The sequence below is a fragment of the Mesorhizobium sp. M0217 genome, from assembly GCF_040321955.1.
Classification (GTDB): domain Bacteria; phylum Pseudomonadota; class Alphaproteobacteria; order Rhizobiales; family Rhizobiaceae; genus Mesorhizobium.
Genome location: NZ_JAMYSN010000013.1, coordinates 42,268 through 67,674, shown reverse-complemented (window position 1 = coordinate 67,674; position 25,407 = coordinate 42,268). Strand labels below are relative to the sequence as shown.

At 62.7% G+C, this 25,407-nt stretch carries 25 protein-coding genes; 16 read left to right on the top strand and 9 right to left on the bottom strand.

The window, feature by feature from the left end; translation table 11 throughout:
• Positions 1 to 53 precede the first annotated feature (53 nt).
• Positions 54 to 410, bottom strand: a complete 357-nt coding sequence (locus tag NKJ18_RS20465) for a hypothetical protein (protein ID WP_023693676.1) — start codon at positions 408 to 410, stop codon at positions 54 to 56.
• Between the two features lie 284 nt (positions 411 to 694).
• Here NKJ18_RS20465 and NKJ18_RS20460 point away from each other — a divergent pair, with 284 nt between their 5' ends.
• The 7 genes from NKJ18_RS20460 to phoB all read left to right on the top strand — a co-directional run bounded on the left by NKJ18_RS20460 (position 695) and on the right by phoB (position 11,850).
• Complete coding sequence (locus tag NKJ18_RS20460; protein WP_502906170.1) at positions 695 to 5,161, top strand: PAS domain-containing hybrid sensor histidine kinase/response regulator; 4,467 nt, start codon at positions 695 to 697, stop codon at positions 5,159 to 5,161.
• A 496-nt stretch (positions 5,162 to 5,657) separates the two neighbouring features.
• Positions 5,658 to 6,686, top strand: coding sequence for a substrate-binding domain-containing protein (locus tag NKJ18_RS20455; protein ID WP_023670113.1), 1,029 nt, complete (start codon positions 5,658 to 5,660; stop codon positions 6,684 to 6,686).
• Positions 6,687 to 6,782: 96 nt separating this feature from the next.
• Positions 6,783 to 8,243 (top strand): phosphate ABC transporter permease subunit PstC, encoded by a 1,461-nt coding sequence (pstC, locus tag NKJ18_RS20450; RefSeq protein ID WP_023706293.1) that lies wholly within the window; start codon positions 6,783 to 6,785, stop codon positions 8,241 to 8,243.
• Entirely contained in the window at positions 8,240 to 9,556 is a 1,317-nt protein-coding gene (pstA, locus tag NKJ18_RS20445; protein WP_352759411.1) for a phosphate ABC transporter permease PstA, read from the top strand. The genes pstC and pstA overlap by 4 nt, the downstream gene beginning before the upstream one ends.
• 17 nt (positions 9,557 to 9,573) lie before the next feature.
• On the top strand, positions 9,574 to 10,398 hold the full coding sequence (pstB, locus tag NKJ18_RS20440) for a phosphate ABC transporter ATP-binding protein PstB (RefSeq protein WP_023670110.1): 825 nt from the start codon (positions 9,574 to 9,576) through the stop codon (positions 10,396 to 10,398).
• Positions 10,399 to 10,439: 41 nt separating this feature from the next.
• Positions 10,440 to 11,144, top strand: coding sequence for a phosphate signaling complex protein PhoU (phoU, locus tag NKJ18_RS20435; RefSeq protein WP_023670109.1), 705 nt, complete (start codon positions 10,440 to 10,442; stop codon positions 11,142 to 11,144).
• A 16-nt stretch (positions 11,145 to 11,160) separates the two neighbouring features.
• The gene (gene phoB / locus NKJ18_RS20430) at positions 11,161 to 11,850 is read left to right on the top strand and encodes a phosphate regulon transcriptional regulator PhoB (RefSeq protein WP_031193203.1); all 690 of its coding nucleotides are present in this window, start codon (positions 11,161 to 11,163) and stop codon (positions 11,848 to 11,850) included.
• A 30-nt stretch (positions 11,851 to 11,880) separates the two neighbouring features.
• On the opposite strand, the gene NKJ18_RS20425 is transcribed toward phoB, so the two are convergent.
• A complete protein-coding gene (locus tag NKJ18_RS20425; RefSeq protein ID WP_352759408.1) occupies positions 11,881 to 13,116 on the bottom strand; it encodes an ROK family protein in 1,236 nt (411 codons plus the stop codon).
• A 266-nt stretch (positions 13,117 to 13,382) separates the two neighbouring features.
• Here NKJ18_RS20425 and xylF point away from each other — a divergent pair, with 266 nt between their 5' ends.
• The 4 genes from xylF to NKJ18_RS20405 all read left to right on the top strand — a co-directional run bounded on the left by xylF (position 13,383) and on the right by NKJ18_RS20405 (position 18,497).
• On the top strand, positions 13,383 to 14,423 hold the full coding sequence (gene xylF / locus NKJ18_RS20420) for a D-xylose ABC transporter substrate-binding protein (protein ID WP_023683968.1): 1,041 nt from the start codon (positions 13,383 to 13,385) through the stop codon (positions 14,421 to 14,423).
• 144 nt (positions 14,424 to 14,567) lie between these two features.
• Positions 14,568 to 15,884 carry a sugar ABC transporter permease gene (locus NKJ18_RS20415; protein WP_352459726.1) on the top strand — a complete coding sequence of 439 codons (1,317 nt, stop codon included), beginning with the start codon at positions 14,568 to 14,570 and terminating at the stop codon, positions 15,882 to 15,884.
• A 12-nt stretch (positions 15,885 to 15,896) separates the two neighbouring features.
• Entirely contained in the window at positions 15,897 to 16,694 is a 798-nt protein-coding gene (locus NKJ18_RS20410) for an ATP-binding cassette domain-containing protein (protein WP_023683966.1), read from the top strand.
• A gap of 156 nt (positions 16,695 to 16,850) precedes the next feature.
• Positions 16,851 to 18,497: a CHASE domain-containing protein gene (locus NKJ18_RS20405; RefSeq protein ID WP_023670103.1), complete on the top strand. Its 1,647-nt coding sequence runs from the start codon at positions 16,851 to 16,853 to the stop codon at positions 18,495 to 18,497.
• 39 nt (positions 18,498 to 18,536) lie between these two features.
• On the opposite strand, the gene NKJ18_RS20400 is transcribed toward NKJ18_RS20405, so the two are convergent.
• The 6 genes from NKJ18_RS20400 to NKJ18_RS20375 all read right to left on the bottom strand — a co-directional run bounded on the left by NKJ18_RS20400 (position 18,537) and on the right by NKJ18_RS20375 (position 22,018).
• Entirely contained in the window at positions 18,537 to 18,779 is a 243-nt protein-coding gene (locus NKJ18_RS20400) for a YMGG-like glycine zipper-containing protein (RefSeq protein ID WP_023683965.1), read from the bottom strand.
• An 83-nt stretch (positions 18,780 to 18,862) separates the two neighbouring features.
• Positions 18,863 to 19,189: a hypothetical protein gene (locus NKJ18_RS20395; protein ID WP_023670101.1), complete on the bottom strand. Its 327-nt coding sequence runs from the start codon at positions 19,187 to 19,189 to the stop codon at positions 18,863 to 18,865.
• Between the two features lie 142 nt (positions 19,190 to 19,331).
• Entirely contained in the window at positions 19,332 to 19,508 is a 177-nt protein-coding gene (locus NKJ18_RS20390; protein ID WP_352759406.1) for a hypothetical protein, read from the bottom strand.
• Between the two features lie 129 nt (positions 19,509 to 19,637).
• Positions 19,638 to 20,672, bottom strand: coding sequence for a sensor histidine kinase (locus NKJ18_RS20385; protein WP_352759468.1), 1,035 nt, complete (start codon positions 20,670 to 20,672; stop codon positions 19,638 to 19,640).
• 163 nt (positions 20,673 to 20,835) lie between these two features.
• On the bottom strand, positions 20,836 to 21,003 hold the full coding sequence (locus NKJ18_RS20380; RefSeq protein WP_023670098.1) for a DUF1328 domain-containing protein: 168 nt from the start codon (positions 21,001 to 21,003) through the stop codon (positions 20,836 to 20,838).
• 220 nt (positions 21,004 to 21,223) lie between these two features.
• On the bottom strand, positions 21,224 to 22,018 hold the full coding sequence (locus NKJ18_RS20375; RefSeq protein WP_352759404.1) for a response regulator: 795 nt from the start codon (positions 22,016 to 22,018) through the stop codon (positions 21,224 to 21,226).
• Between the two features lie 212 nt (positions 22,019 to 22,230).
• On the opposite strand from NKJ18_RS20375, the gene NKJ18_RS20370 reads away from it, so the two are divergent.
• Positions 22,231 to 22,434: a NepR family anti-sigma factor gene (locus NKJ18_RS20370; protein WP_352759402.1), complete on the top strand. Its 204-nt coding sequence runs from the start codon at positions 22,231 to 22,233 to the stop codon at positions 22,432 to 22,434.
• 3 nt (positions 22,435 to 22,437) lie between these two features.
• On the top strand, positions 22,438 to 22,989 hold the full coding sequence (locus tag NKJ18_RS20365; protein WP_352759400.1) for a sigma-70 family RNA polymerase sigma factor: 552 nt from the start codon (positions 22,438 to 22,440) through the stop codon (positions 22,987 to 22,989).
• 54 nt (positions 22,990 to 23,043) lie between these two features.
• Here the strand turns inward: NKJ18_RS20365 and NKJ18_RS20360 are convergent, their stop codons facing one another.
• Positions 23,044 to 23,361, bottom strand: a complete 318-nt coding sequence (locus NKJ18_RS20360) for a response regulator (protein ID WP_352759397.1) — start codon at positions 23,359 to 23,361, stop codon at positions 23,044 to 23,046.
• Positions 23,362 to 23,698: 337 nt separating this feature from the next.
• Between NKJ18_RS20360 and NKJ18_RS20355 the strand changes: the two genes are divergently transcribed.
• The 3 genes from NKJ18_RS20355 (at position 23,699) to NKJ18_RS20345 (ending at position 25,384) form a co-directional block, all read left to right on the top strand.
• Positions 23,699 to 24,460, top strand: coding sequence for a Crp/Fnr family transcriptional regulator (locus NKJ18_RS20355; RefSeq protein ID WP_023670093.1), 762 nt, complete (start codon positions 23,699 to 23,701; stop codon positions 24,458 to 24,460).
• Between the two features lie 124 nt (positions 24,461 to 24,584).
• Positions 24,585 to 24,911: an ElaB/YgaM/YqjD family protein gene (locus NKJ18_RS20350; RefSeq protein ID WP_023670092.1), complete on the top strand. Its 327-nt coding sequence runs from the start codon at positions 24,585 to 24,587 to the stop codon at positions 24,909 to 24,911.
• 11 nt (positions 24,912 to 24,922) lie between these two features.
• Positions 24,923 to 25,384, top strand: a complete 462-nt coding sequence (locus NKJ18_RS20345; protein WP_023683962.1) for a hypothetical protein — start codon at positions 24,923 to 24,925, stop codon at positions 25,382 to 25,384.
• The last annotated feature ends 23 nt before the right edge of the window (positions 25,385 to 25,407 follow it).

Genomic DNA, 25,407 nt, shown 5'->3' with positions numbered 1-25,407 from the left:
AATTCCGGACGGAAAACCGTTTCACACTTTTCCTGGAATTGCTCTAGTACCAGCTATTCGCAAACCATCCTGTAGCGTTTGCCGGGTTCGCTGACATTCTTGCAGGTGAGCGGATTGGCCGGTTCGGAAGCCATGCTGGGCGGGCTGGACCTGACGTGCCGCCTTGGCGCAGCTATTTGTGTTGTGTGCCTGCGTGCCGCGGGCCGGTAGGGCTCCTGCGGCGGCGGCGTCGGAAACACACCGGCTGCCGCCTGCATCCGGCTGGCCTCAGTCTGCGACGGATCGCGATCCCAGACCCGCCTGATATCGAGCGGCTTCGGGATCACCACCGTGCCGTCATAGCTGCGTGCGCAGCCGCTGCCCGCAAGCAGCGCCAGGCACAGGAAACAAGGCACGATCCAACCCGTCATCAGCAACACCCCCGCCGACTTATAGCCCGGCCGGGGTTCCGCCGACAACCGGCGGAATACCGCAGGGCAATGTGGCTCTGGCCGCAGTCTGGATTGGTTATGGTTAGCGGATCATTAATGCTTCTCGGGCACATTCCGCCGGCGAACCGCTGAGGGGGTTCGGCCTTGGCTTTCGGGGTGGGAACGGGATGGCTGACGGGACTGTTGGAACACGCGGCGGACGCGGTTCCCGAAAAGGCGTGGTGAACGGCGAGGATACGTCCGTCGGGGGTTCGCCCGAAGCGATGCGCGAACTGGTCGAGGCCGGCGCCGACTGGGTCTGGGAGACCGACGCCGAGCTGCGCTTTTCCTGGCTTTCGGAGAACTACCAGGCCGCCACCGGCATCGATCCCGCCAGCATTCTTGGCCGTTTCCGCTTCGATTTCCTCAAGCAGATGGTGCACGGCAATCGACACGCCGCCGCGCATCTGGAGGATCTGCAGGCGCATCGGCCGTTTCGCGACTTTGTTTATGAGTTGAAGGGCGGCCGTCCCGGCTGCCGCTGGGTTTCGATCACCGGTTCCCCGCGGTTCGACGGCGAAGGCGAATTTATCGGCTATCGCGGCATCGGCCGCAACGTCACGGCACTGGCCGGTGCGCTGGACGAACTGCGGCAGGACGAGAGCGATCCGCCGGCCGGCGAGGCTACGCAGCACCTCGCCGATCTCGAGCGGACAATGGATGCCATGCATATGGGCGTCGTGGTGCTTGACGCGAAGTTCGACACGCTCATCGTCAACAAGGCCTATCGCGAGCTCTCCAGGATTCCCGACGGCGCCGTCACGGTCGGCGCGCCGTTCAGCCTGTTGATGGAACTCAACCGCCGCAACGGCATCTACGGCGATCTCGATGGACAGCAGTGGCAGCACTACCTCGCCACCCGCATCGAGGAGATCAGCGCCGGCTCGGTTGCGCCACGCGAATTTCTCCATGCCAATGGCAGGACGATGATGTTCTCCGTGACGGCATTGTCCGGCGGCAAGCGGCTGTTGACCTACTACGACGTCTCCGAGCTCAAGCGTCGCGACGCAGAGATCGAGAGTGCCAACGCCAAAATTACGGAGACCTTCGCCAATCTTCGCACGATGGTCGACCAGATGCCGATCGGCGTGCTCGTCCTTGATGCGGAGATGCGCGCGGAGGTGATCAACCGCGCCTTCTATGATTTCTGGGAAATCGATCCCCGACGCGCCGGCATCGGCTGCGGCTTCCGCGAACTGATGCAGGCCAGCCGCGATATGGACCCGTACGGTGCTGACGATGCCGAATGGCAGGGCCACATCGCCGAGCGCGAAGCAGAAATCTCGGCCGGCCTGGTTGGCTCCAGGCAACTGCCACGCAATGACGGCCGTACGCTGATTGCCTCGCTGGCGCCGCTCGCCGGCGGCAAAAGGCTGATCTCCTATGTAGACGTCACCAACATGAAAGATCGCGAGGCTGAACTCGCCCTAGCGCTGGAGAAATCGCGGCTGGCCGAGGCGGTGATCAACGGCGTCAAGGATCCGATCTTCGTCAAGGACGACAATCTGCGTTTCGTCTTCGTCAATGAGGCGTTTTCGGCACTGTTCGGACAGAGCCCGCAAGCGATGCTGGGCAGGCCCGGCGGCGACTTCCTCAAGCAAAAGGACGCCGCCCAATTCGAAGACAGCGAACGCGCCGTGCTGGCGACCGGCACGCCCTACGAGGTCGAGGAGACTTTCGACGCCGAGGGCGCCAGCCGCTCGCGCATCGTGCGCAAGAACCGCGTCGGCATGCCCAGCGGCCGCAACTATGTCGCCGGTTTCCTGTTCGACATCTCCGACATGAAGCGCCGCGAGACCGAAGCCGAGGACGCCCGCAAGAACCTCACCACGGTGCTGGAGTCGCTGCCGGCGGCCGTCATCATCTATGACCGCGACGACAAGTTCGTCTTTGCAAACCGCAAGCTGCAGGACACGCTGCCGGAGCTGAAACCGGCATGGCAGCCCGGCCGCAGCTTCCGCGAGGCCCTGGAACTCGGACATTCGGTCGGCTATTTCCGATCGAGCGGCGATCGAGAAATCGATAGGCTCTATGAAGGCGACCCCGATGTCTGGCTCAATGCCATCCTCGCCCGCTATCGCCTGCCCAACTCGTCCTATGAGCGCCTCAATGCGGACGGCCGCTGGTATCAGGTCTACGATATGCGCACCGAGGACGGCACCTTCATCGGCGTGCGCGTCGACATCTCGGAGATCAAGAGCCGCGAAAAGGCGCTGCAGGAAAGCATGCGCCAGATCGACCTGTTCCGCCACGTCATGGACGAACTGCCGGTCGCCGCCTTCATCAAGGCGCAGGATCTGAGCATGGAATTCGTCAACAAGGCCTGGTGCGCGCTGACCGGCATCCCCAAGGAGGAAGTCATCGGCCGGACCGATCTCCAGCTTTTCGGCATCGACGACGCCGAAACCTACACCCATGACGACACCGAGGTCGTCGTCACCGGCCGCGGCCGCGAGATCGAGGAGCCCGTTACCCATCGCGACGGCACGGTGCGGCAATTGATGACGCGCAAGAGCCGGCTGGTGGCGCTCGATGGGTCGGTGCACCTTGTCGGCTCCAGCACCGACATCACCGACGTCAAGGCGCGCGAGCAGGCGCTGGAAGAGAGCATGCGCGAGAACGAGGTGTTCCGCAATCTCATCGACAACGTGCCGGTGTCGATCTACGCCAAGCGCTCCGACCTCAGGCAGTTCTACGTCAACAAGGGCTGGTGCGACCTCACCGGCCTCCGCAGGGAAGACGCGATCGGCAAGACGGACATCGAGATTTTCGGCGAAGACGGCGAAGCCTTCGTCAACAGCGATCTCGCCGTGCTGCGCACAGGCGATACACAGGAGATCGAGGAAACGGTGACGCTTGCCGACGGCAGCGTGCGCCACCAGTTCGCCCGCAAGGGCGCGATGATCGCGTCCGACGGTTCGCTCTATCTGATTGGGTCGACCACCGACATCACCGAACTGAAGCTGCGCGAGGCCGAACTGCGCGAGGCGCGCCAGCGCGCCGTGCTGGCCGACCGCGCCAAGTCGGAATTCCTGGCCAATATGAGCCACGAGATCCGCACGCCGATGAACGGCGTACTCGGCATGGCCGAGTTGCTGGCCAAATCCGACCTCGATCCCAAGCAGAAGACGTTCACCGATATCATCGTCAAGTCGGGTAACGCGCTCTTGACCATCATCAACGACATACTGGACTTCTCCAAGATCGATGCCGGACAGCTGGTGCTCGACCCTGCGCCCTTCAACCTGCCCGAAGCGATCGAGGATGTGGCGACGCTGATATCGACGCGCGCCAAGGAGAAGGACCTCGAGCTCATCGTGCGCGTCGAGCCGGGCCTGGAAAGCCTGTTCGTCGGCGATGTCGGTCGCGTCAGGCAGATCGTCACCAATCTGGTCGGCAACGCGGTGAAGTTTACCGACGAAGGCCACGTGCTGGTCGACGTGACCGGACAAAGGGGGCCGACGGGGACAAAGCTTACCGTTTCGGTCACCGACACCGGCATCGGCATTCCGCAGCAGAAATTAAAGCTCGTCTTCGAAAAATTCAGTCAGGCCGACACCTCGTCGACCAGACGCCACGAAGGCACAGGGCTCGGGCTCGCCATCACCTCGCGGCTGGTCGAGTTGATGGGCGGCGAGATCGGTGTCGAGAGCGCCGAAGGCAAGGGCTCGACCTTCTGGTTCACCGTGACATTGCCCAGGGCCGAGGAACAGACCGGACGGCGGATCATGCCGGTCGACGTGACCGGCTCACGGGTGCTGATCGTCGACGACAATGCCGTCAACCGATCGATCCTGAGCGAGCAGATGGCGTCATGGACCTTCGATTCCTGCGCCGCCGAAAGCGGACCCGAAGGGCTCAAGGTGCTGGTCGCCGCGGCTGCCTACGGCGTGCCGGTCGACTGCGTCGTGCTCGATTATCAGATGCCGGGGATGAGCGGCGCCGAAATGGCGCGCGTCGTGCGCAACACCGCAGGGCTGGCCGACACGCCGATCATCATGCTGACCTCGGTCGACCAGTCGCTCGCCAACACCAGCTATCGCGATCTCGGCATCGACGCCCAACTGATCAAGCCGGCGCGTTCCTCGGTGCTTCTGGAAACGCTGGTCGCCACCATCCAGCGGCACCATCACAATATCACGGACGGCCGTGTGCTGCCGGCGGCAAGCAGCGGTTCCGGCGGCGGCAGGAACGAACCGTCGCCGGCAAAGCCGCCGCTCGCTGCATCGGAACGCGCCTTGCTGCAACCGCCGCCGGTTCGTGCCCGCGCCCGGGCCGTCGGGGATGAAAGCCGGCTCGACATTCTCGTTGCCGAGGACAATGAGGTGAACCAGATGGTGTTCACCCAGATAATCGGCGAAACCGGCTACAGTTTCGAAATCGTCGGCAACGGCCGCAAGGCGCTCGACGCCTTCGGCCGGCTTAATCCGCGCATGATCCTGATGGACGTCTCGATGCCGGAGATGAACGGGCTCGAGGCCACCGCCGCAATTCGCCGGCTGGAAGAACATACGGGTATGCATATCCCGATCGTCGGCGTCACCGCGCATGCCTTGAAGGGCGACCGTGAGCGCTGCCTGGAAGCCGGCATGGACGACTATCTGCCCAAGCCGATCAGCCCCAGGGCGCTGCTCGAAAAGGTCGAGCGCTGGGTCGGCATATCAGGCGAAGCCCAACGAGACGCTGGATAGCAACCTGCGGCGCCGCCGGGATTCGGCCGCGCCGCAACAGCCAAGGATATGGTGCGATCGCACCATATCAAAGCTGGCGCCCAGTCAGGACAATGGTCGCAACGAAACCGCTCATTCAGTTACGGGCGGGAGCAAGCGACCGCCGACAAGAAACAGCGTCGAATCTACCCCAACGGACCTGTTTTTGGCGATGGCTCGGCCAAGATTCGCTCTGGTCACGGGCAACGCGCTCCCGTCCGGGTTTTCTTTCTCGGCATCGCGGCCTGCGGTGTGCCGGGACTTGATGCCAGCACGAATTGCGCAAGCGTCTGATTCCAGCGGCAACTTCCATTCCCACAAACCGGCTTAAAGGGTGCGGCCCACAAGACGTCTGTGCGACGTTACCGGGCTGACACGAAACTGTCATGCGACTGTAATAATCGAAGGCTATTGGCCTCAGCGGGCGCCGGTTTGAAGAGGGCGCCAAGAGACCATCTTCCGAACAGGAGCAGGCCACATGAAGAAATTCCTCGTTACGGCATCGGCCGTGGCGGTAGCGTTCGCCGCATCGTCCGGTGTCGCCGCTGCGCGTGACCAGATCCAGGTCGCCGGTTCGTCGACCGTGCTGCCTTACGCCAAGATCGTCGCCGAGCAGTTCGGCGAAACCTTCACCAACTTCAAGACCCCGGTGGTCGAGTCCGGCGGCAGCGGCGCCGGCATCAAGGAGTTCTGCAAGGGCGTCGGCGAAGACACGATCGATATCGCCAACTCCTCGCGCCCGATCAAGAAGGACGAGCTGAAGTCCTGCGCCGACGCCGGCGTCAAGGACGTCCAGGAAGTCCGCATCGGCTATGACGGCATCGTCTTTGCCACCGACATCAAGGGTCCGGACTGGGCGCTGGTTCCCGCCGACATCTACAAGGCGCTCGCCGCCAAGCTGGTGGTCGACGGCAAGCTGGTCGACAACCCGAACACCAAGTGGAACCAGGTCAATCCGAAGCTGCCCGACTGGGATATCGCCGCCTATATCCCGGGTGAGAAGCACGGCACCCGTGAAGTGTTCGAGACCAAGCTGCTCGACGCCGGCTGCGACAAGGCCGCTTTGAAGGCTGCCGGCATCGCCGACGACAAGGAAATCGGCAAGACCTGCATCGCCATCCGCAAGGACGGCAAGGCTGTCGACATCGATGGCGACTACACCGAGACGCTGGCCCGCATCGACTCCAACAAGACCGGCGTTGGCGTGTTCGGCCTCGCCTTCTACGAGAACAATGCCGACAAGCTGAAGGTCGCTACCGTGGAAGGCATCGTGCCTTCGACGCAGACCATCGCCGATGGCACGTACCCCGTGTCGCGGCCGTTGTTCTTCTACGTCAAGAAGGCGCATCTGGGCGTCGTTCCCGGCCTCAAGGAATATGTCGAGTTCTTCCTTGATGACCAGATGATCGGCCCGGAAAGCCCGCTCGCCCAGTACGGCCTGGTTTCCGCTCCCGACGCCGAACGTCAGGGCCAGCGCGACGCCTTCGCCGCCGGAAAGACGATGTAATCAACCGACCGGATCAGGGCGCGGGCCAAATCCGCGCCCTGATTTCGCCGCTTGCCGCAACGGTGGCGGCGATCTGAATTTTCCCTGGGGTGGGTGATGTCGTCCTTGCTCGTACTCGCCATAGTCATCGCCATAGGCGTGGTCGCTTTTGTGATCGGCCGCCAGCGCGCAGCGGCGCAGGATACCGGCAAGGTCAAGCCGCATTCGCGCGCGCATTATCATGGCTGGTGGGCCTTTCTGCTCGCGGTCCTGCCTGCCGTCCTGCTGCTCGCCGTCTGGGATATCGGCTCTTCCTTCTATCTCGACCGGCACATCCATGCCGCTTTGCCCGAGCGCACCGCCGACACAAAGGTGGCCAGCGAAGCGCTCGACGCCAGCCTGGTGAAGAGCCTGGCCAAGGGCCTGCGCCGGCTCGATGGCGATACCGCACTTCCCGCTACTTTCGCCGAATTGCAGCCGCTGCTCGCCGCCAAGGGCGTGGCACTGGCCAGCGACACACAGGACTATATGATCCCGATCGCGGTCGAGGCGAACCAGGTCCAGGACCGGCTCGGCCTGTTCGGCGCCGTGCTGACCTTCGCGCTGTCGGTCGCCGGCGCCTTCTATGCGCTGAGGCAGATCGCGCCGCGCGCCAGGGCGCGCAACAATGTCGAGAAGCTGATGCTGTGGGGGCTGCTTGCGGCCTCGACCATCGCCATCCTGACCACGGTCGGCATCGTGCTGTCGATGCTGTTCCAGACCATCACCTTCTTCGAGAGCGTGTCGCCGATGAGCTTCTTCTTCGGCACGGTGTGGGATCCGCGTTTCGCCGCCGCCGGTTCCGGCGGCAGCCAGGGTCAGTTCGGCCTGATCCCGCTTCTTGCCGGCACGCTCTACATCGCCGCCGTCGCCCTTCTGGTGGCAGTGCCGGTCGGGCTGATGTCGGCGGTCTACATGTCCGAATATGCCTCGCGCGGTGTGCGCTCGGTGGTCAAGCCGGCGTTGGAACTGCTGGCCGGCATTCCGACCATCGTCTACGGCATCTTCGCCGTTGTCACGCTCGGACCGTTCTTGCGCGACCTGTCGGCGGCACTCACCGGCGGCTCGCCCTTCATCCAGGGCCAGAGCATCTTCACCGCCGGTCTGGTGATGGGCGTCATGCTGATCCCGGTCGTGTCCTCTTTGTCCGACGACATCATTACCGCGGTGCCGCGCGCAATGCGGGACGGCTCGCTCGGCCTCGGTGCCACGCGCTCCGAGACGATCAAGCGGGTGATCCTGCCGGCGGCACTGCCCGGCATCGTCGGCGCCATCCTGTTGACGGCGTCGCGCGCCATCGGCGAGACGATGATCGTCGTGCTGGCGGCGGGCGTCGCCGCCAATCTGACGGCCAATCCGTTCGAGGCGATGACGACCATCACCGTCAAGATCGTCAACCAGCTGACCGGCGATCTCGAGTTCAACTCGCCGCAGACGCTGGTCGCCTTCGCGCTCGGCCTGACGCTGTTCGCGCTGACGCTGGTGATGAACATCGTCGCCCTCTACATCGTGCGCAAGTACCGGGAGCAGTACGAATGACCGACATCCCCCTGGACACGATGGCGGGTGCCGTCGCGCGTCCGCGCCGCGACATCGGGCTGAAGGCGCGCTATGCCGCCGAACGCCGGTTCCGCATCTATGGCGTGATTGCGATCTCGGTGGGCCTGGCGTTCCTGGCCATCATGTTGATCACCATCGTCTCGAAAGGCTACACCGCCTTCTGGCAGACGACGGTGACGCTGCCGGTCACCTTCGACGAGAAGGTGATCGATCCCTCCGGCAAGCGCGCGACCGACCCTACCGTGCTGATCAAGGCGAACTATCCCAAGCTCGCCGAAAACGCGCTGGTGGCCAAGCTCGGCATCGATCCGGCCAACAAGCCGATGATGCTGAAGCTCAAGGGCTTCCTGTCGGAAGGCGCCCGCGTCCAGCTGCGCGACATCGTCTCCGCCGATCCGTCGGTGATCGGCAGGACGCGTGACGTCGACATCCTGGCTGCCGCGAACCTCGACTCGGCCTTCAAGGGCCAGATCGACCTCGGCGTCGATGAAGCGCGCCGCAAGGTGTCCAACCAGCAGATCGACTGGATGAACAAGCTTAAAGCCGACGGCGTGATGGCCGAGCATTTCAACACCGGCCTGTTCACCTATGGCGCCTCCAGCCGGCCCGAAACGTCGGGCATGGGCGTGGCGATCATCGGCTCGTTCTACATGATGGTGATCGTGCTGTTGCTGGCGCTGCCGATCGGCGTCGCCGCCTCCATCTATCTGGAGGAGTTCGCCAAGAAGAACCGCTTTACGGACCTGATCGAAGTCAACATCAACAATCTCGCGGCGGTGCCGTCGATCGTCTTCGGTCTGCTTGGCCTTGCCGTGTTCATCAACTTCCTCGGCATGTCGCGCTCGGCTTCCTTCGTCGGCGGCCTGGTGCTGACCTTGATGACATTGCCGACCATAATCATCGCCACGCGCGCCGCCCTCGCCGCGGTGCCGCCGTCGATCCGCTCGGCGGCCCTAGGTCTCGGCGCCTCCAAGATGCAGATGGTGTTCCATCACATCCTGCCGCTTGCCGCCCCAGGCATCCTTACCGGCACCATCATCGGCCTGGCGCGTGCGCTCGGCGAGACAGCACCGCTGCTCTTGATCGGCATGGTCGCTTTCGTCGCCGATTATCCGACGACGCCTTTCGATCCGGCGACCGCGCTGCCGGTTCAGATCTATATGTGGGCAAACGAGGCTGAGCGCGCTTTTGTCGAGCGCATGTCCGGCGCCATCATCATCCTGCTCGTCTTCCTCATGGCCATGAACATCACCGCGATCGTGCTCCGGCGCCGGTTCGAGCGGCGCTGGTAGAAAAAAGGCAATTTGGTATGAACATCATGACCGAACAGTCCCTTGAGAATGCAGTGGGCGACAAAATGAACGCCAAGTCGAACGAAGTCATCAAGATGCGCGGCGACAAGGTCGGCGTGTTCTATGGCGAGAAGCAGGCGTTGTTCGACGTCAATCTCGACGTCCGCCAGAACCAGGTGACGGCGCTGATCGGCCCGTCCGGCTGCGGCAAGTCGACCTTCCTGCGCTGCCTCAACCGCATGAACGACACCATCGATTCGGCGCGGGTGACCGGCAAGATCACGCTCGATGAAGACGACATCTACGACAAGAACATCGATGTCGTCGAACTGCGCGCCCGCGTCGGCATGGTGTTCCAGAAACCCAACCCGTTCCCGAAGTCGATCTACGAGAACGTCGCCTACGGCCCGCGCATCCATGGGCTGGCCAAGCGCAAGTCCGACATGGACCAGATCGTCGAGCAGAGCCTGAAGAAGGCGGCGATCTGGAACGAGGTCAAGGACCGCCTGCAGGAGCCCGGCACCGGCCTGTCCGGCGGCCAGCAGCAGCGCCTGTGCATCGCGCGCGCCATCGCCGTGTCGCCGGAGGTGATCCTGATGGACGAGCCCTGCTCGGCGCTCGATCCGATCGCCACCGCCCGTGTCGAGGAGCTGATCGACGAACTGCGCCAGAACTACACGATCGTCATCGTCACCCACTCGATGCAGCAGGCGGCGCGCGTGTCGCAGCGCACGGCGATGTTCCATCTCGGCTATCTCGTCGAGGAGGGCGCCACCGACAAGATGTTCACCAACCCCGACGACAAGCGCACCCAGGACTACATTACCGGCCGCTTCGGCTGAGCCGTCCGGCGGGTGAATTTTCAGGCACGAGGACCAAGATCATGGGTGAACATACCGTCGCCTCCTTCGATGAAGAGCTCGGGCAGATCAGCAAGCTGATCCGCGACATGGGCGATCTGGCAGGCTCGATGGTCAGCGGCTCGACCAGGGCGCTGCTCAATTCGGACAATGCGCTGGCACAGCGTGTCGTTTCCGACGACGCCATCATGGATGCGCGCCAGCGCGAACTGGACGACCGCGCCATCACGCTGATCGCCAAGCGCCAGCCGATGGCCAACGATCTGCGCGCCGTGGTCGGCTCGATCCGCATGGCCGGCGACCTCGAGCGCATCGGCGATCTCGCCAAGAACATCGCCAAACGCGTCGGCACCGTGGGCTTGAGCGTCACGCCGCGCGACCTCTCGCACTCCATCGATGCCATGGCGCAGCTGGTGCTGATCCAGGTGCAAGGCGTCGTCGAGGAATATGCCGCCACCGATGCGGCAGCTCTTGCAAAACTCAGGAATGACGACGAGCGCATCGACGTCAAATACACGTCCGTGTTTCGTGAGCTCTTGACCTACATGATGGAAGACCCTCGCAACATCACCGCCTGCACGCATCTCTTGTTCTGCGCCAAGAATCTTGAGCGCATCGGCGATCATGTCACCAACATCGCCGAAAATGCGTATTATGTGCTGACCGGCCAGCAATTGCCCGCCAATCGTCCGAAGCAGGACGAGACGGCGATGGCCACGCCGGCCTGATGAGGGTGAACTGCCTATGATCGCGCCACGCATCATGGTCGTGGAGGACGAGGAGCCGCTAGGCGTGCTCCTCCGCTACAACCTCGAATCCGAAGGCTATCACGTCGAGGTGGTGACACGCGGCGACGAGGCCGAGATCCGCCTGCAGGAAAACGTGCCCGATCTCCTGGTGCTCGACTGGATGGTGCCCGCTGTTTCCGGCATCGAGCTCTGCCGGCGGCTTAGAGTGCGGCCCGAAACCGAGCGGCTGCCGATCATCATGCTGACCGCGCGCGGTGAGGAAAGCGATCGCGTGCGCGGCCTGTCCACCGGTGCCGACGACTATCTGGTCAAGCCATTCTCGACGCCGGAGTTCATGGCGCGCGTGAAGGCGCTGCTGCGCCGGGCCAAGCCGGAAGTGCTGTCCAGCGTGCTCAAGGTCGGCGACATCGTGCTCGACCGCGAGTCGCACCGTGTCTACCGCAAGAAGAGCGAGATCAGGCTCGGACCGACCGAGTTCCGGCTGCTCGAATTCATGATGCGCCATCCCGGCCGCGTGTTCTCGCGCAGCCAGCTGCTCGACAATGTCTGGGGCGAGACGATCTACATCGACGAGCGAACCGTCGACGTCCATGTCGGGCGCTTACGCAAAGCGGTCAACAACGGCCGCATGCCGGATGTCATCCGTACCATTCGCGGCGCCGGCTACGCGATCAGGGAAGACTAGGATGCTGCGCGTCGCGCCGTTGCCGGCCATTCAGGCGACATGCTTGCCGGATTTGGCCTGAATGCCCGGCGCGAAAATCTCCTGATCGACGAAGCCGAGCGCGCGCATGGCACAGCCTTCGCGGATCAGCGGCAGCTCGTTGGGCTCGGTGTCGAAGGAGATCGATTTCGAGTGCTGGCCGCCGGCGGTCTGGGCGATCGCTTCGCGCAATGCCGGCTCGATCAGGTCGAAGGCGGCGGCGCTGACGCCAACCATGGCGACAGGCGCCGGGTCGATCAGCGCAAACAGGCTGCCGAGGCCGAAGCCGAGCGCCTCACCGGCCTTGCGATAGGCTTCGCGCTCCGGGCCATCGGTTTCGCGGGCGCGCGCGGCGAGTGCGCGCATATCAGCGTCGCCGATATCGACCGGCTCGGCATCTTCGCTCATCATTTTGGCGCTGCGCCAGATGGCGTAGTTTCCGGCATAGGCCTCGACGCAGCCGCGCCGCCCGCAGCGGCAGAGCGCGCCGCCCGGACGGTGGATCATGTGGCCGAACTCGCCGCCCGAGGAATGGGTGCCGGTGAACAGATCGCCTTTCAGCACCAGCCCCATGCCGATGCCGTGCGACAAGAGGATCGCGATGAAATTGTCGCGGTAGCGCTCGGGCTGGCGCCATTGCAGGGCCACCGCCATCATATTGCAGTCGTTCTCCATGGTGGCAGGAATGCCGAATTCCGCTTCCAACATGTCGGCGAAGGCAATGTCGGTCAGTGGCGTGATTGGCGACCACAGCATGGCCCGCGCCTGCGAATCGGTGATGCCCTGGATACCCATGGCAATGCGGGCGATGCTCTGGACATCGAGGTCCGGGTCCGCGAGACGCCGCCCGACGATTGCTACGCATTCGCCGATCAGCTCGTCGCGCGGCATGGTCAGCGTGTCGAGCCGGCGCTGTTCTTCCGCGACCACCTGGCCGGCATAGTCGATGACGGTGACGGAGAGGAAGTTCAGCGACAGCACCACGGTCATGACCGCCGCCGCTTCCGGGTTGAGGCCAAGGCCGACCTGCGGCCGGCCGCGTTTCAGCGAGCCGGTCTCGCCAGGCTTGCCTTCAATCAGGATGCCTTCTTGAATTAGATCAGACGAGATTGCCGATATCGTCGAATGGCTGAGGCCGGTGGTCGCCGCAATCTCGGTCCGCGACGGCTGGCCGGCCCGGCGCACGGCCGAAATCACCATCGCACGGTTGCGACGGCGCAGATCGTCGTGGCGGATCCCAACCGACATTTGTTTTCCTCCCGGCCTCCTCGCGCCTCATGATAGTGAAGGCGTTCGACGGCACCAGCCAAATATTGGCAGACGCCGGCAGCCCTGTCATTGTTTATTGCGGAGCTCGAAAAAATTCGGCAACGCCATCAGAATCCATCATAATCGATGTTGACAGTGCCTTATCATTGAACCAGTATTTTTTCGAGGCTCGAAAAAATGGAGCCTCTTTGTGCAGGCCTTCGGGCCGGTTTTGTCGCGCCGTGGGCGGCGCAGGGAGGGTTATAATGAACAGATTTGCAGCCGCCATGCTGGCGGGTGTCGCCATGTCGCTGGCGCTGATGTCGGTCGCGCAGGCGAAGGACAAGGTCATCGGCGTGTCGTGGTCGAACTTCCAGGAAGAGCGCTGGAAGACCGACGAGGCGGCGATGAAAACGGCGATCGAAGCCGCCGGCGACAAGTACATTTCGGCCGACGCGCAGTCCAATCCCGGCAAGCAGCTGACCGACGTCGAAAGCCTGATCTCGCAGGGCGCCAACTCGCTGATCATCCTGGCGCAGGACGCCTCGGCCATCGGCCCGGCGGTGCAGAAGGCGCTGGACGAAGGCATTCCGGTCGTCGGCTATGATCGCCTGATCGAGAACAAGGACGTCTTCTACCTGACCTTCGACAACAAGGAAGTCGGCCGCATGCAGGCCCGCGAAGTGTTCAAGGCGAAGCCCGAAGGCAACTATGTCTTCATCAAGGGCTCGGGCTCGGATCCGAATGCCGATTTCCTGTTCTCGGGCTCGATGGAAGTGCTCAAGGAAGCCATCGACTCGGGCAAGATCAAGAATGTCGGCGAGGCCTATACCGATGGCTGGCTGCCGGCCAACGCCCAGAAGAACATGGAACAGTTCCTGACCGCCAATGACAACAAGGTCGATGCCGTGGTTGCGGCCAATGACGGCACCGCCGGCGGCGTTGTCGCCGCGCTGACGGCGCAGGGCCTTGCCGGAACGGTTCCGGTCTCGGGCCAGGACGGCGACCATGCCGCCCTGAACCGCATCGCGCTCGGCACGCAGACGGTGTCGGTGTGGAAAGACGCGCGCGAACTCGGCAAGAACGCCGCCGAGATCGCCTCGCAGCTTGCCGATGGCAAGAAGACGGGCGACATTGCCGGCGCCAAGGACTTCACCACGCCTGGCGGCAACACCGTCAAGTCGCTGTTCCTGACCCCCGTCGCGATCACCAAGGACAACCTCAACGTCGTCATCGACGCCGGCTGGATCAAGAAGGACGAAGTCTGCACAGGCGTCGCCGCCGGCAGCGTCGCGGCTTGCAACTGATCTCAACGACTTGAAGAAATGAGGCGCCGCGGCTGTCAAGCCGCGGCGTTTTCTCTACGAGAATTGTGTGTTTCCGCCATCGGCGGCAAACTTCTAGGCTGTGGTCCGGCATCCGCGCCAGACGGCAAGCCGCTGGAGGACATCATGACCGACACGACCTCAAATCCGCAGGCCGATACGGCACGAGCGTCTGAACTCGGCGCGGTCGCCCGGTTCCTGAAGGCGACCGAGCTCGACACGCGCATGCTCGGCATGGTCGGCGCGCTGCTGGTCATCTGGGTCGGCATACATATCCTGTCGGGTGGGCTTTTCCTGACGCCGCGCAATCTTTGGAACCTGTCGGTGCAGACGTCCTCGGTCGCGATCATGGCGACCGGCATGGTACTGGTCATCGTCATGCGCAACATCGACCTTTCGGTGGGCTCCGTCGAAGGCGTGATCGGCATGATCATGGGCGTGGCACAGGCCGAATTCCTGATTCGCGTCATCGGCTTCCAGCTTGGAAACCCCTGGCTCTGGATCGTCGCGCTTGCCGCCGGCGTGGTGCTTGGTCTGCTGATCGGCGCGTTCCAGGGCTTCATCATCGCCTATATGCAGGTTCCGGCCTTCATCGTGACGCTTGGTGGCCTGCTGGTCTGGCGTGGCATGGCATGGCTCATCACCAGCGGGCGCACGGTCGCGCCACTCGACGCCACCTTCCAGCTGATGGGCGGCGGACCACGCGGCTCGATTGGCGCCGCTGCCAGCTGGATCGTCGGCATCGTCGCCTGCGCGGCGGTCGCCTTCGCGCTGCTCAACGGTCGCTCGCAGCGCAAGCGCTTCAGCTTTCCACTGCGCCCCGTCTGGGCCGAGACCCTGCTTGGCGTGGTCGCTTGCGCGGCCATCCTCGGCGCCGTGTGGATCGGCAATTCCTATCCATGGCCGATCGGCATCGTGCGCCAGTACGCACAGCAGAACGGCATCACCGTTCCCGAAGGCGGGCTGTTCATCGCGCATGGCATCGCCATACCGGTGCTGATGGCGGTGACTGTCGGCATCATCATGACGTTTATCACCAAGCGCACGCGTTTCGGCCGCTATGTCTTCGCCATCGGCGGCAATCCGGAGGCAGCGGAACTCGCCGGCATCAACACGCGCTGGGTGACCATGAAGGTGTTCATGATCATGGGTGTGCTGGCTGCAATCAGCGCGGCGATCTCGTCGGCCCGTCTCAATGCGTCAACCAACGCGCTGGGCACGCTGGACGAGCTTTTGGTGATCGCGGCCGCTGTCATCGGCGGCACGTCGCTCGCGGGCGGCGCCGGAACGGTGATGGGCGCCATGCTCGGCGCGCTACTGATGCAGTCGCTGCAATCCGGCATGGTGCTGCTCGGCATCGACTCGCCGCTGCAGAGCATTGTCGTTGGCGCTGTCCTGGTCATCGCCGTCTGGCTCGACACCGTCTACCGCAAGCGCGTCTAGGGAGGAACGATTATGGAAAAAACTGCTCCCACCGGTACGCCACTGATCGACATGCGCAACATCTCGATCGCGTTCGGTGGCATTCGCGCCGTCGACGATGCGTCCATCGATCTTTTCCCGGGCGAAGTGGTGGCGCTGCTTGGCCACAACGGCGCCGGTAAGTCGACGCTGATCAAGATCCTGTCGGGCGCCTACAAGCGCGATGCCGGCCAGATCTTGGTCAACGGCCAGGAGGCCTCGATCTCCAATCCGCGCGACGCCAAGAAATACGGCATCGAAACGATCTACCAGACGCTTGCGCTGGCCGACAATGTCGACGCTGCCGCCAACCTCTTCCTCGGCCGCGAACTGATGACCGCGTGGGGGACACTCGACGATGTCGCCATGGAGGCCGAGGCGCGCAAGGTGATGGGCCGGCTCAATCCGCGCTTCCAGCGCTTCAAGGAGCCCGTGATCAAGCTATCGGGCGGCCAGCGCCAGTCGGTGGCGATCGCACGCGCCATCCTGTTCAACGCCCGCATCCTGATCATGGACGAACCGACGGCCGCGCTTGGGCCGCAGGAGACGGCGCAGGTCGGCGAACTGGTAAAGCAGCTCAAGGCCGACGGCATCGGCATTTTCCTGATCAGCCACGACATTCACGACGTGTTCGAGCTTGCCGACCGGGTCTGCGTAATGAAGAACGGCCAGGTCGTCGGCACCGCGCTCACCACCGATGTGACGCAGGACGAAGTGCTCGGCATGATCATCCTGGGAAAGTGCCCGCCCGGCGCCATTCCCGGTCCGGGTGCGCTGAAGATCGCGGCCTGAGACCACGCTATCGTCAGCTGTCATGTTCACTGATGCTCGAGATCGATAAGCCGGCTAAATATGCATGATATGCCAGCTGTCATTATGGCTTGGCCGCGCCATTGTCTTGCCGCGGCGACTTGCCCATAAAGGTCCCGAACCGTCCATGGGCCTGCGTTGAAGAAGTTTTTCCCGATCCTTGCCTTCATTGCCGTTGCACTGATCAGCCTGACGATGGCGGGCTTCGCCTATTTCGCGACCCAGGAAGCGGCGCGCATCAAGTTCGAGGCGACGGCCGACGACGCGCTCAACCGCATCGAAAGCCGTATCGATCTGCATCTGTCACTGCTGCGCTCGACGCAGGCGCTGTTCGACGCCCGCAATGGCGAGATTTCAGGTAGCGAATTCAAGGCCTTCTTCAGCGCCCTCGATGTCGATAACAATTTCGCCGGCCTGCGCGGCATCGGCTATCTCAGGCTGGCCAAGACCGGTGACGAAGCGGCGGTCGAGCGCGACATGTTGCGCGACCGCGGCGCCGCCCACACGGTCTATCCGGACACGACACAGCCATGGCGCACGCCCGTCGTGCTGTTCGAGCCGCTCGACCCTGCCAACGAATCCACCATCGGCTACGACATGTTCACCGAGCCGGTGCGGCGCGAGGCGATCGAAAAAGCGATGGCCGATGACGCACAGCACGCAAGCGGTCTGGTCCAGCTCGGCCAGGACACTGGCGCGGCGCAGACCTTTACCGGTTTCCTGGTCTTCGTCAGGCTCAATGTCGAAACCGCGCCGGATGGTATCAATGCGTCCAGATCATCGACATCAGGCCTTCTCTACGCGGCCTTCCGCGCCCGCGACCTGTTCCAGACCGCGCTCAGCCGCACGCCTTTGCTGCCGGTCAACACCGCGGTCTATGACGGCACGGCCGACGCCGACAATCTTCTGTTCCAGTCGGAAACGCCGCCGGTTGCGAGCTTTGGCGACAGGCTGTTGGTGACGCGCAAGATCATCGTCGCCGGTCGGCCGTGGACGGTGCTGTTTCGGCCGACAAGTGCATTTTCGCAACCGTCCTCGCGCGCCATTCCGGTCATGCTCGGGCTGTTCGGCCTGCTTCTGGCCGGGGCCATCGCGTTGGTGGCGCGCTACCAGGAGCGCGCCTACGACGCCAAGTCGCTGCTGCATGAAACGACGGAAAAAAGCCTGCTCGAAAAGGATTTGATGCTGCAGGAGATGAAGCATCGGATCAAGAATTCGATCACGCGGGTGCTGGCGATTGCGCGCCAGACGGCAGCGCAAGCAACCGACGTGAAGGAGTTCTCAACTTCCTTCTCAGCCCGCCTGCAGGCAATGGCGGCTTCCCAGGATATGCTGACGCGTTCGCGCTGGCAGAAGGCCGATCTTGGCGACCTGCTGCGCATCGAGCTCGGCCAGGTGTTCGGCAAGGAGCTTCCGGAAGGGATATTGTCAGGGCCTCAGGTGCTGCTCGACGAGAGGACGACGCAGGCGCTTGGCCTGACCTTTCACGAACTGGCGACGAATGCGCTGAAATATGGCGAGGCCGGCAATTCCGTGGGTGCGCTCAAGGTCGACTGGTCGTTCGAGGGGCGCGGGTCCGAGCGGATGCTGGTTCTGAACTGGCGCGAGGCCGGGCAGAAGGAACTCGAAGCGCCGGCGAAGACCGGCTTCGGCACCAAGCTGATCGACCTCAATGTCACGCGCGAATTGCGCGGCACGATTGCCCGAGATTTTCGCATCGATGGGCTTACGGTGGAAATCAGGATCCCGCAGCCTGATGCAGTCAAACAAACGGAGACCGGCTGACCGGTCTCCGTCGCGATTGTCTGACGCTTTTGAAGCGGATCAGCAGCGAGCGGTGTAGAGCCGGCCGCGATTGTCGCGATACTGGCAATAGCCGTTGCGCAGGTTGCGCACCAGCAGGCCGGAACCGGCGCCAACGGCTGCGCCGATCAGCGCACCCTTGCCGCCGCCGATCAGTCCGCCGGCCAAAGCACCGACACCGGCGCCGACACCGACATCCTGCTCGGTCGTGCTGCAGCCGCTGACGGCGACCACCGTAACCATGGCAATAATCAATTTCCGCATAGAATCTCTCCTCACTTTTGTCCTCACTTTAGTAAGCTCCAGCCGCTATTTAGCACGAAACAGCAGCCTTTGCCCGCTCGATCTTATTGTTGGCTAAGAGAGTCTTTTTCGCGGCGCGTGGCGTTCGACGCGACCACGACACTGGAAATCTGCAAAGACGCGTCGAGGGTGCCGTCCGGGCGCACGTTCCAGACGATCTGGTCGTAATCATCCTCCAGCGCGGGGTCGACCGTAAGACATTTGGCAACGACGTGCTCGGCCTGACCCTGCACGTCGCCGGCAGCGAATGGACGTTCTGCCGTGCATGCTTCGGCGGTTTCGAAAACACTGACCGGCACCGGCAGTTCACGACATTCGGTCATGTTGTTCGAACAGCCAATTACCAAAAGCAAAGCGGCGATGTGTTCCACGGCGACACGTCCTCTCGCCATAAGAACGGTCCACAGCCGTCAAAGTTCCTGTGCCGAAAGGGGCGTTAATAATTGGTCGGCTACGAGCTGGACAGCTTCTGAGTCAGGCTGCTTGGGAGCAGCGTGAACCTGAGCATCTGGCTCAGGCCAATTGCGACGCCACGATCAGCACAACAGCGGCGACGAGCGCGACAACGGCGAAGCGAAGCAAGGGGTGCCAGGCGTGCTGCAAAGGCGAGGCTGAAGCATCAGGATCCTGAAAGCCGCTCATCGAGACCCGCGCGGCCTGCTCCAGCCTGTTCATATCGGCCACCGTCATGATCATTCCTCCCATACTTGTGTTGCAGGCCGCGGCCGAAACATCGGTTGAATCGGTCAAGATCCAGCAATCTCTGGGAACCACAGCATCGGATTTTATGGTGAACAGCCGGTTAAGGAATCCCGCCGCTCATTCGGTTTCGAAATTGCCGTGCGGAACGACGAGGCGATATTCGAGGCGGTCACTGGTGATCTCCAGCGTCGCCGTGCCGTTCAGCGATGCCGGCACGACACGTTCGAGGGCAACGCTGCCGAAGCGTTTCTCGGTGCGCCTGTTATCATTGGCGACAATGGCCTCGACCCAGGTCAGCGACAAAGCCGGCTTGTCGGCGGCCTCTGCGACGTTCGACAGATCGGCGGTTACCTCGACAAAGCCGTCCGGCCGCGCCAGGGCGCCGTAGCTGAATGAATTGACGGCGAGTTCGTGCATGGCCAGGCCGATATGAATGGCCGCGTTGGGATTGAGGTAGGGGTTGACGCCATTGAAGCGCAGGCTCTGCGCGGGATCGGCGCCGTAGCGAACGACCTGGCCGCGGATAAGCTCGCGAAGTGCTGCACCCCGCCAGTTCGACGACGTTACCAGATCCTGGGAGGAAGCCAGTGACTGCAGGCGGCCGCGAAAGCGCTTCAGGAAATCGTCGGGTGTCTCGGAATAGCGGCCGGTCTGGGTGGCAATACTCTGGATGATGGCCAACAGGTTCTTGGAGCGGTGGCTGACTTCGCGCAACAGCGTCTTCAGCGTCTGTTCGCGGCGTTTCTGCTCGGTGGTTTCCACCATCGTGGTGACGACGCCCTGCACGTCGCCGCGATGGCCCCGATCGGCATCGACCCATACCTGGAACCAGCGCATGCCATCACCGGTGGGAACACTCAGTTCAAGGCGTTCCGGATTGCCGGAAGCGATCACATTGCTTTTGGCGGCGGCCATTTGTTCAGCTTGCGCCGGTGGCAACGCGCCGTTGCTGTCGGCTGTGTCGGAAACCCACGGCGCACGCATGTTGCGGGCCCATACAGTCTTCAATTCACGATCCTGATAGAGGACGGAAATGCCGGCATTGTGCAGAGCGTGAAGCAAGGCCCGGCCAAGCTGCATTCCGCTTTCAGCCGGGTGCAGTGCGATCACCTCGTCGCCCTGTCCGCTCTCGCCTCCGCCAATGGAACGCATCAATCACCTGTCCACCTGATCAGGACCGAACGATTCACTTGGACTCAGTTCCTGAGTAGGTCCCCAGAAAAGGTCCGCCGGACGATGTCCCGTTGGAGGACATCGCCCGGCGGTGGCTGGAAACCGTTTGAGGGGTGCGGCTTCCAGTGTTCTTCGCCCGCTCCTACGATGCCCGTCTGAACAGGCCGGCCAGAAGCGAGATGACGAGGAAGGCGAGAAAGATGAAGAACAATATTTGCGCGATACCGGCCGAGGTACCGGCGATGCCGCCGAAACCAAGCGCGCCGGCGATGATCGCCACGACGAGAAATACGAGCGCCCAGTAGAGCATGATCTGTCTCCTTCCGATACTGGATCAAGAACGTGAGTGATTGCTGTTTGTTCCACCATTTGCCGAAAAAGAAGGTCTTTGGAAGGGGCCCGGACGCGAATTGATTCGCGCGCGTGAGCGCCATACGGCGCGACGGGCAGCCGCCGATCGCCGGGTTAGGCGATCGCCAGTGCCGCCAACGCTGCGAGGCGGCGAAAAGTTGGAGATTGAAGGCCCTACTTCACGCGGCGGCCTTGGCCTGCCGGTCGAAGAACAGCGCTTGGCTGATCAGCGCCTTGACCATGTCGGGATTGAACGGCTTGGTGACGAGGAAGGCCGGTTCAGGCCGCTCGCCGGTCAGCAGACGTTCGGGGAAGGCGGTGATGAAGATTACCGGCACCGAAGTCGACGACAGGATTTCGTTGACCGCATCGATACCCGAGCTGCCATCGGCAAGCTGAATGTCGGCCAGCACCATCTTCGGCCTTGTCTTGCCGAACATCGCCACCGCCTCGGTATGGGTGCGCGCGGTTCCGACCACGTGGTGGCCGAGGCTCTCGACCATTTCCTCGATGTCCATGGCGATCAGCGGCTCGTCCTCGATGATCAGCACATCGGTCGCCACCTGGCGAGAGATCTCGTTGCTCGCCTGGGCAAGCAGTTCGGAGAATTCCTTGGCGTCGACATCGAGAATTTCAGCTGCCTCGTCTTCACCGAAGCCTTCGACCGCGACCAGCAGGAAAGCCTGGCGTGGCCGTGGCGCAATGGCGTTCAGATTGGCGGCGGCGCGCTGCTCCCATGCCGATTGCGCCTGCTCCTGCGGAATGCGGATGGCAATGGAGGTGAACAGTTTGGCGAATACCTTGTAGAGCGCGATGCGGTCGCTTGACGCTTGCGGGAAGATGTCGACGTCGGCGATGATGGCTTCGAGCATCGCGGCGACCAGCGCATCGCCACTCTCCTGCGATCCGGATACGGCGCGTGAAAAGCGGCGCAGGAACGGCAGGTGCGGAGCGATGGTTGCGGAAAGGCTCATGGTAGACGTCTCCCTCAGATGACGTGATTGCATAGATTGCAGGTCAAGCTGATTGCAAGCCCCAACACCCAAACGCGGGTTTTGCGAAAAAGTTCCGAGACTTGTGGAACGAAACTGTACGGGCGACGTTTGTGGTGCGATGGGCAACCAGACGAGGGGGCCGCTTTGCGTTGTGTAATGGGGCGGATCGGGGCGCTGGATTTAAGGGCGAAATGAAGGACATGAATAAAGAAACGCTGGCTGGCGCCGCTGACAGGCGCCGGGCCAATTCCGGCGACCCGCTCGGGGCGAATTCGGAAATTGGCCGTAAACTCAAACAGTATTATGACGAGCTGGTCTCGGACAATGTGCCGGATCGCTTTGCCCAGTTGCTCAGCCAACTGGAACAGGCCGAACCCGCACAGAAGAAGGACTGAGGCATGGCAGCTGTCTCACAAGGGTTCAAGACCGACCTGCTCGGCTCGATCCCGAGCCTGCGGGCCTTTGCCGTGTCGCTGACGCAGAATGCCGACAAGGCCGACGATCTGGTGCAGGAGACGCTGGTCAAGGCTTGGGACAAGCATGAGAGCTTTCAGCCCGGCACCAATCTCAAGGCATGGCTGTTCACCATCCTGCGCAACGAGTTCTATTCCCAGATGCGCAAGCGCGGCCGAGAGGTGCAGGACAGCGACGGCATCATGACGGCTAGGCTTGCCGTTCATCCGGCTCAGCACGGCCAGCTTGACCTCAAGGATTTCCGCGGCGCGCTCGAGCAACTCCCCGAGGACCAGCGCGAAGCCATCATCCTCATCGGCGCTTCAGGCTTTTCCTATGAAGAGGCCGCCGAAATCTGCGGCTGTGCGGTCGGAACGATCAAGAGCCGGGTCAGCCGGGCCCGCAGGCGGTTGCAGGAGATCCTGAAAATCTCCGGTGAAGACGAATACGGGCCGGACGCAATCTCGTCCCAGGTGACGGGTTCAAACGCTGCCTGACAGCGGAGGCCCGTCTCGGGCTTGGGCTCTCTACACATACGCATCGAAGATATCTCAGACTGGCGCGCGTCCGCAGGCCGCCGCCAGAGCCTCGACGAGATCGGTCCCCGAATAAGGCTTGGTGACCAGGCGGATGCCGGGAAAAGACACTTTGATCTCATCCGGGTCCGAATAGCCGGAGGCAAAGACAAACGGCAGGCCCAATTGGCGCAGCCGCGCGGCGAAATCGAGTGTGGACGTTCCGCCCAGCATGAGGTCCACGATAGCGGCGTCGAACTCGCCAACGACCTTCTGCTCATCGATCTCGGCCAGAGCGCGGGCAATCACTACGTCGCTCGCGCCATGGTCGCGGCAAAGCTGCTCGACATCCATGGCGATCAGGAATTCATCCTCCAAGACAAGAATTCGCAATCCCTCAAGCAATGGCGGCACTTGGCAATCTCTCCTCAATTCTTGCAGCATCGGGTACAGTGACTCCAGTCAACCGCATCGCGGACCTTGGGGGATCGGTCAGGCCTTAATCCGAAAGTTCGCCCACCGGCTCTACTCCAAAAGCGAGCTTCGAATTCGCCTCAGTGGAGTGTAGCGAGTCATGATCGCTATTTGCCATCCTGTCATTTAAAAAAGACATGCCATCGGCAGCGGAACCGCGGCCTTGCAAGGCGTAGCACTCAGTCTCTGGCAAGAGACTTTCGAAAGAGAGATCGAAATGTCTGGCCAGAATGGTCGTTCGTTTTCCAGCCGTCAGTACCCATGCGAGATCTGCCCGCTTCGGCCATTGCCGGTGTTCCGGGAATTCGAGAAGCAGGAGCTTGCCTATGTCAGCATGTTCAAGAAGGGCGAACTGGCCGTCGACAAGGGCGCCACAGTGCTGGTCGAAGGCAGCCAAAGTGCTCATCTCTACACCGTGCTTTCGGGCTGGGCCTTCCGCTACAAACTATTGTCGGACGGCAGGCGCCAGATCCTGAACTACTCCATGCCCGGCGATCTTATCGGGCTGCAGGGCAGCCTGATGGGCGAAATGCAGCACTCGGTCGAGGCGCTGTCGCCCATGCTGTTGTGCGTCTTCGAGCGTGAAAACCTGCACGAGCTCTACCGCAACCATCCGGGCCTTGCTTACGACATTACCTGGCTGGCGTCGCGCGAGGAGCGCATGCTGGACGAGAACCTGCTCAGCGTCGGTCGGCGCACGGCGGTCGAGCGCACCGCCTATCTCATTGCCTTCATCGCCAGCCGCGCGGCGGCAGTCGGGCTCAACGGCAAGGCGCCGGTGCAAATCCCGATTACCCAGCAGCATGTCGCCGATACGCTCGGCCTGTCGCTGGTCCACACCAACAAGACGATCCGCAAGCTCATCGATCGCAAGCTGATCGCCTGGCGCGACGGCGGTTGCGAAGTGATCGACGGGGAGGGGCTGAAGGATCTCGCGCGCTGGGAGGGCCTAAGCGAAGGCCGTCGGCCGCTGATCTGACAGGCAGGCCTCCATCTGGGGCTGGACTCGCACTTGCAAACACCCTTTCATGGTTACGGTCTCCGATTTCGGAACCATGACGTGTGTCGGGCGTTTGAAGCCAAGCAAACGCAAGGAGTTTAGAATGGCAACTGCCGCAGGAAAAACCGCCAACGAAAGTCAGACGAACGCCGACCTGGAAGCCGACATTCGGCAGTTGAAGGCGGATATCGAAAAGTTGACCAAGCAATTGGCCAAGACCGGCGAACATGGTTACGGCACGGCGCGGCGCGCTGCTGCCGAAGGCGTCGACCAGTTGCGCGCGCAGGGCGAAGCCGTCTTCGACAGCCTGCGTGGCAACGCCAAGGATCTTGAGGCCCAGATCACGGCCAATGTGCGCGAGAAGCCGGTCACTTCACTGGCGATCGCGGCCGGCGTCGGCTTCCTGTTTGCGCTTCTTGCCCGGCGCTAGTTTCGACAGAGATGGGCATGCTGGCACCGCTTATCTCGGCCTTGGCCTCGGGTGAAGCCATTGCCGCCATGCGCCGCGCGCGCACGGCGGCAATCGTCTACGGGCTCGCCGCCGTGGCTGCCCTGTGCGGCCTCGGGTTTCTCCTGGGGGCGGCCTACATCTGGGCGGCTGACCGTTATGGCTCGATGGCCGCCTGTCTTGGCTTCGCCGCTGGTTTCCTGGTACTGGCCGGGCTTATCGTGCTCATTCATCAACTTGCGGCTGGAACGCGTGCACGCCGACGTGCGCGAAGGCGCAATGCCGACCTGAAGGCGCTCGGTATCACCGCGGCGCTTGCCGTGCTGCCGGCCTTGCTCAAGGGGAAAGGCGGGAAGGGCGTCATTCTCGGCCCGATGATCGCGCTCGCGGCCTATGCCATCTACCGCGAGAACGTCAAACCGGATCCGGGCGATCCAGACAGCGAAGCCGACTAAAGCGCGTCGCGCTGATACGCTGT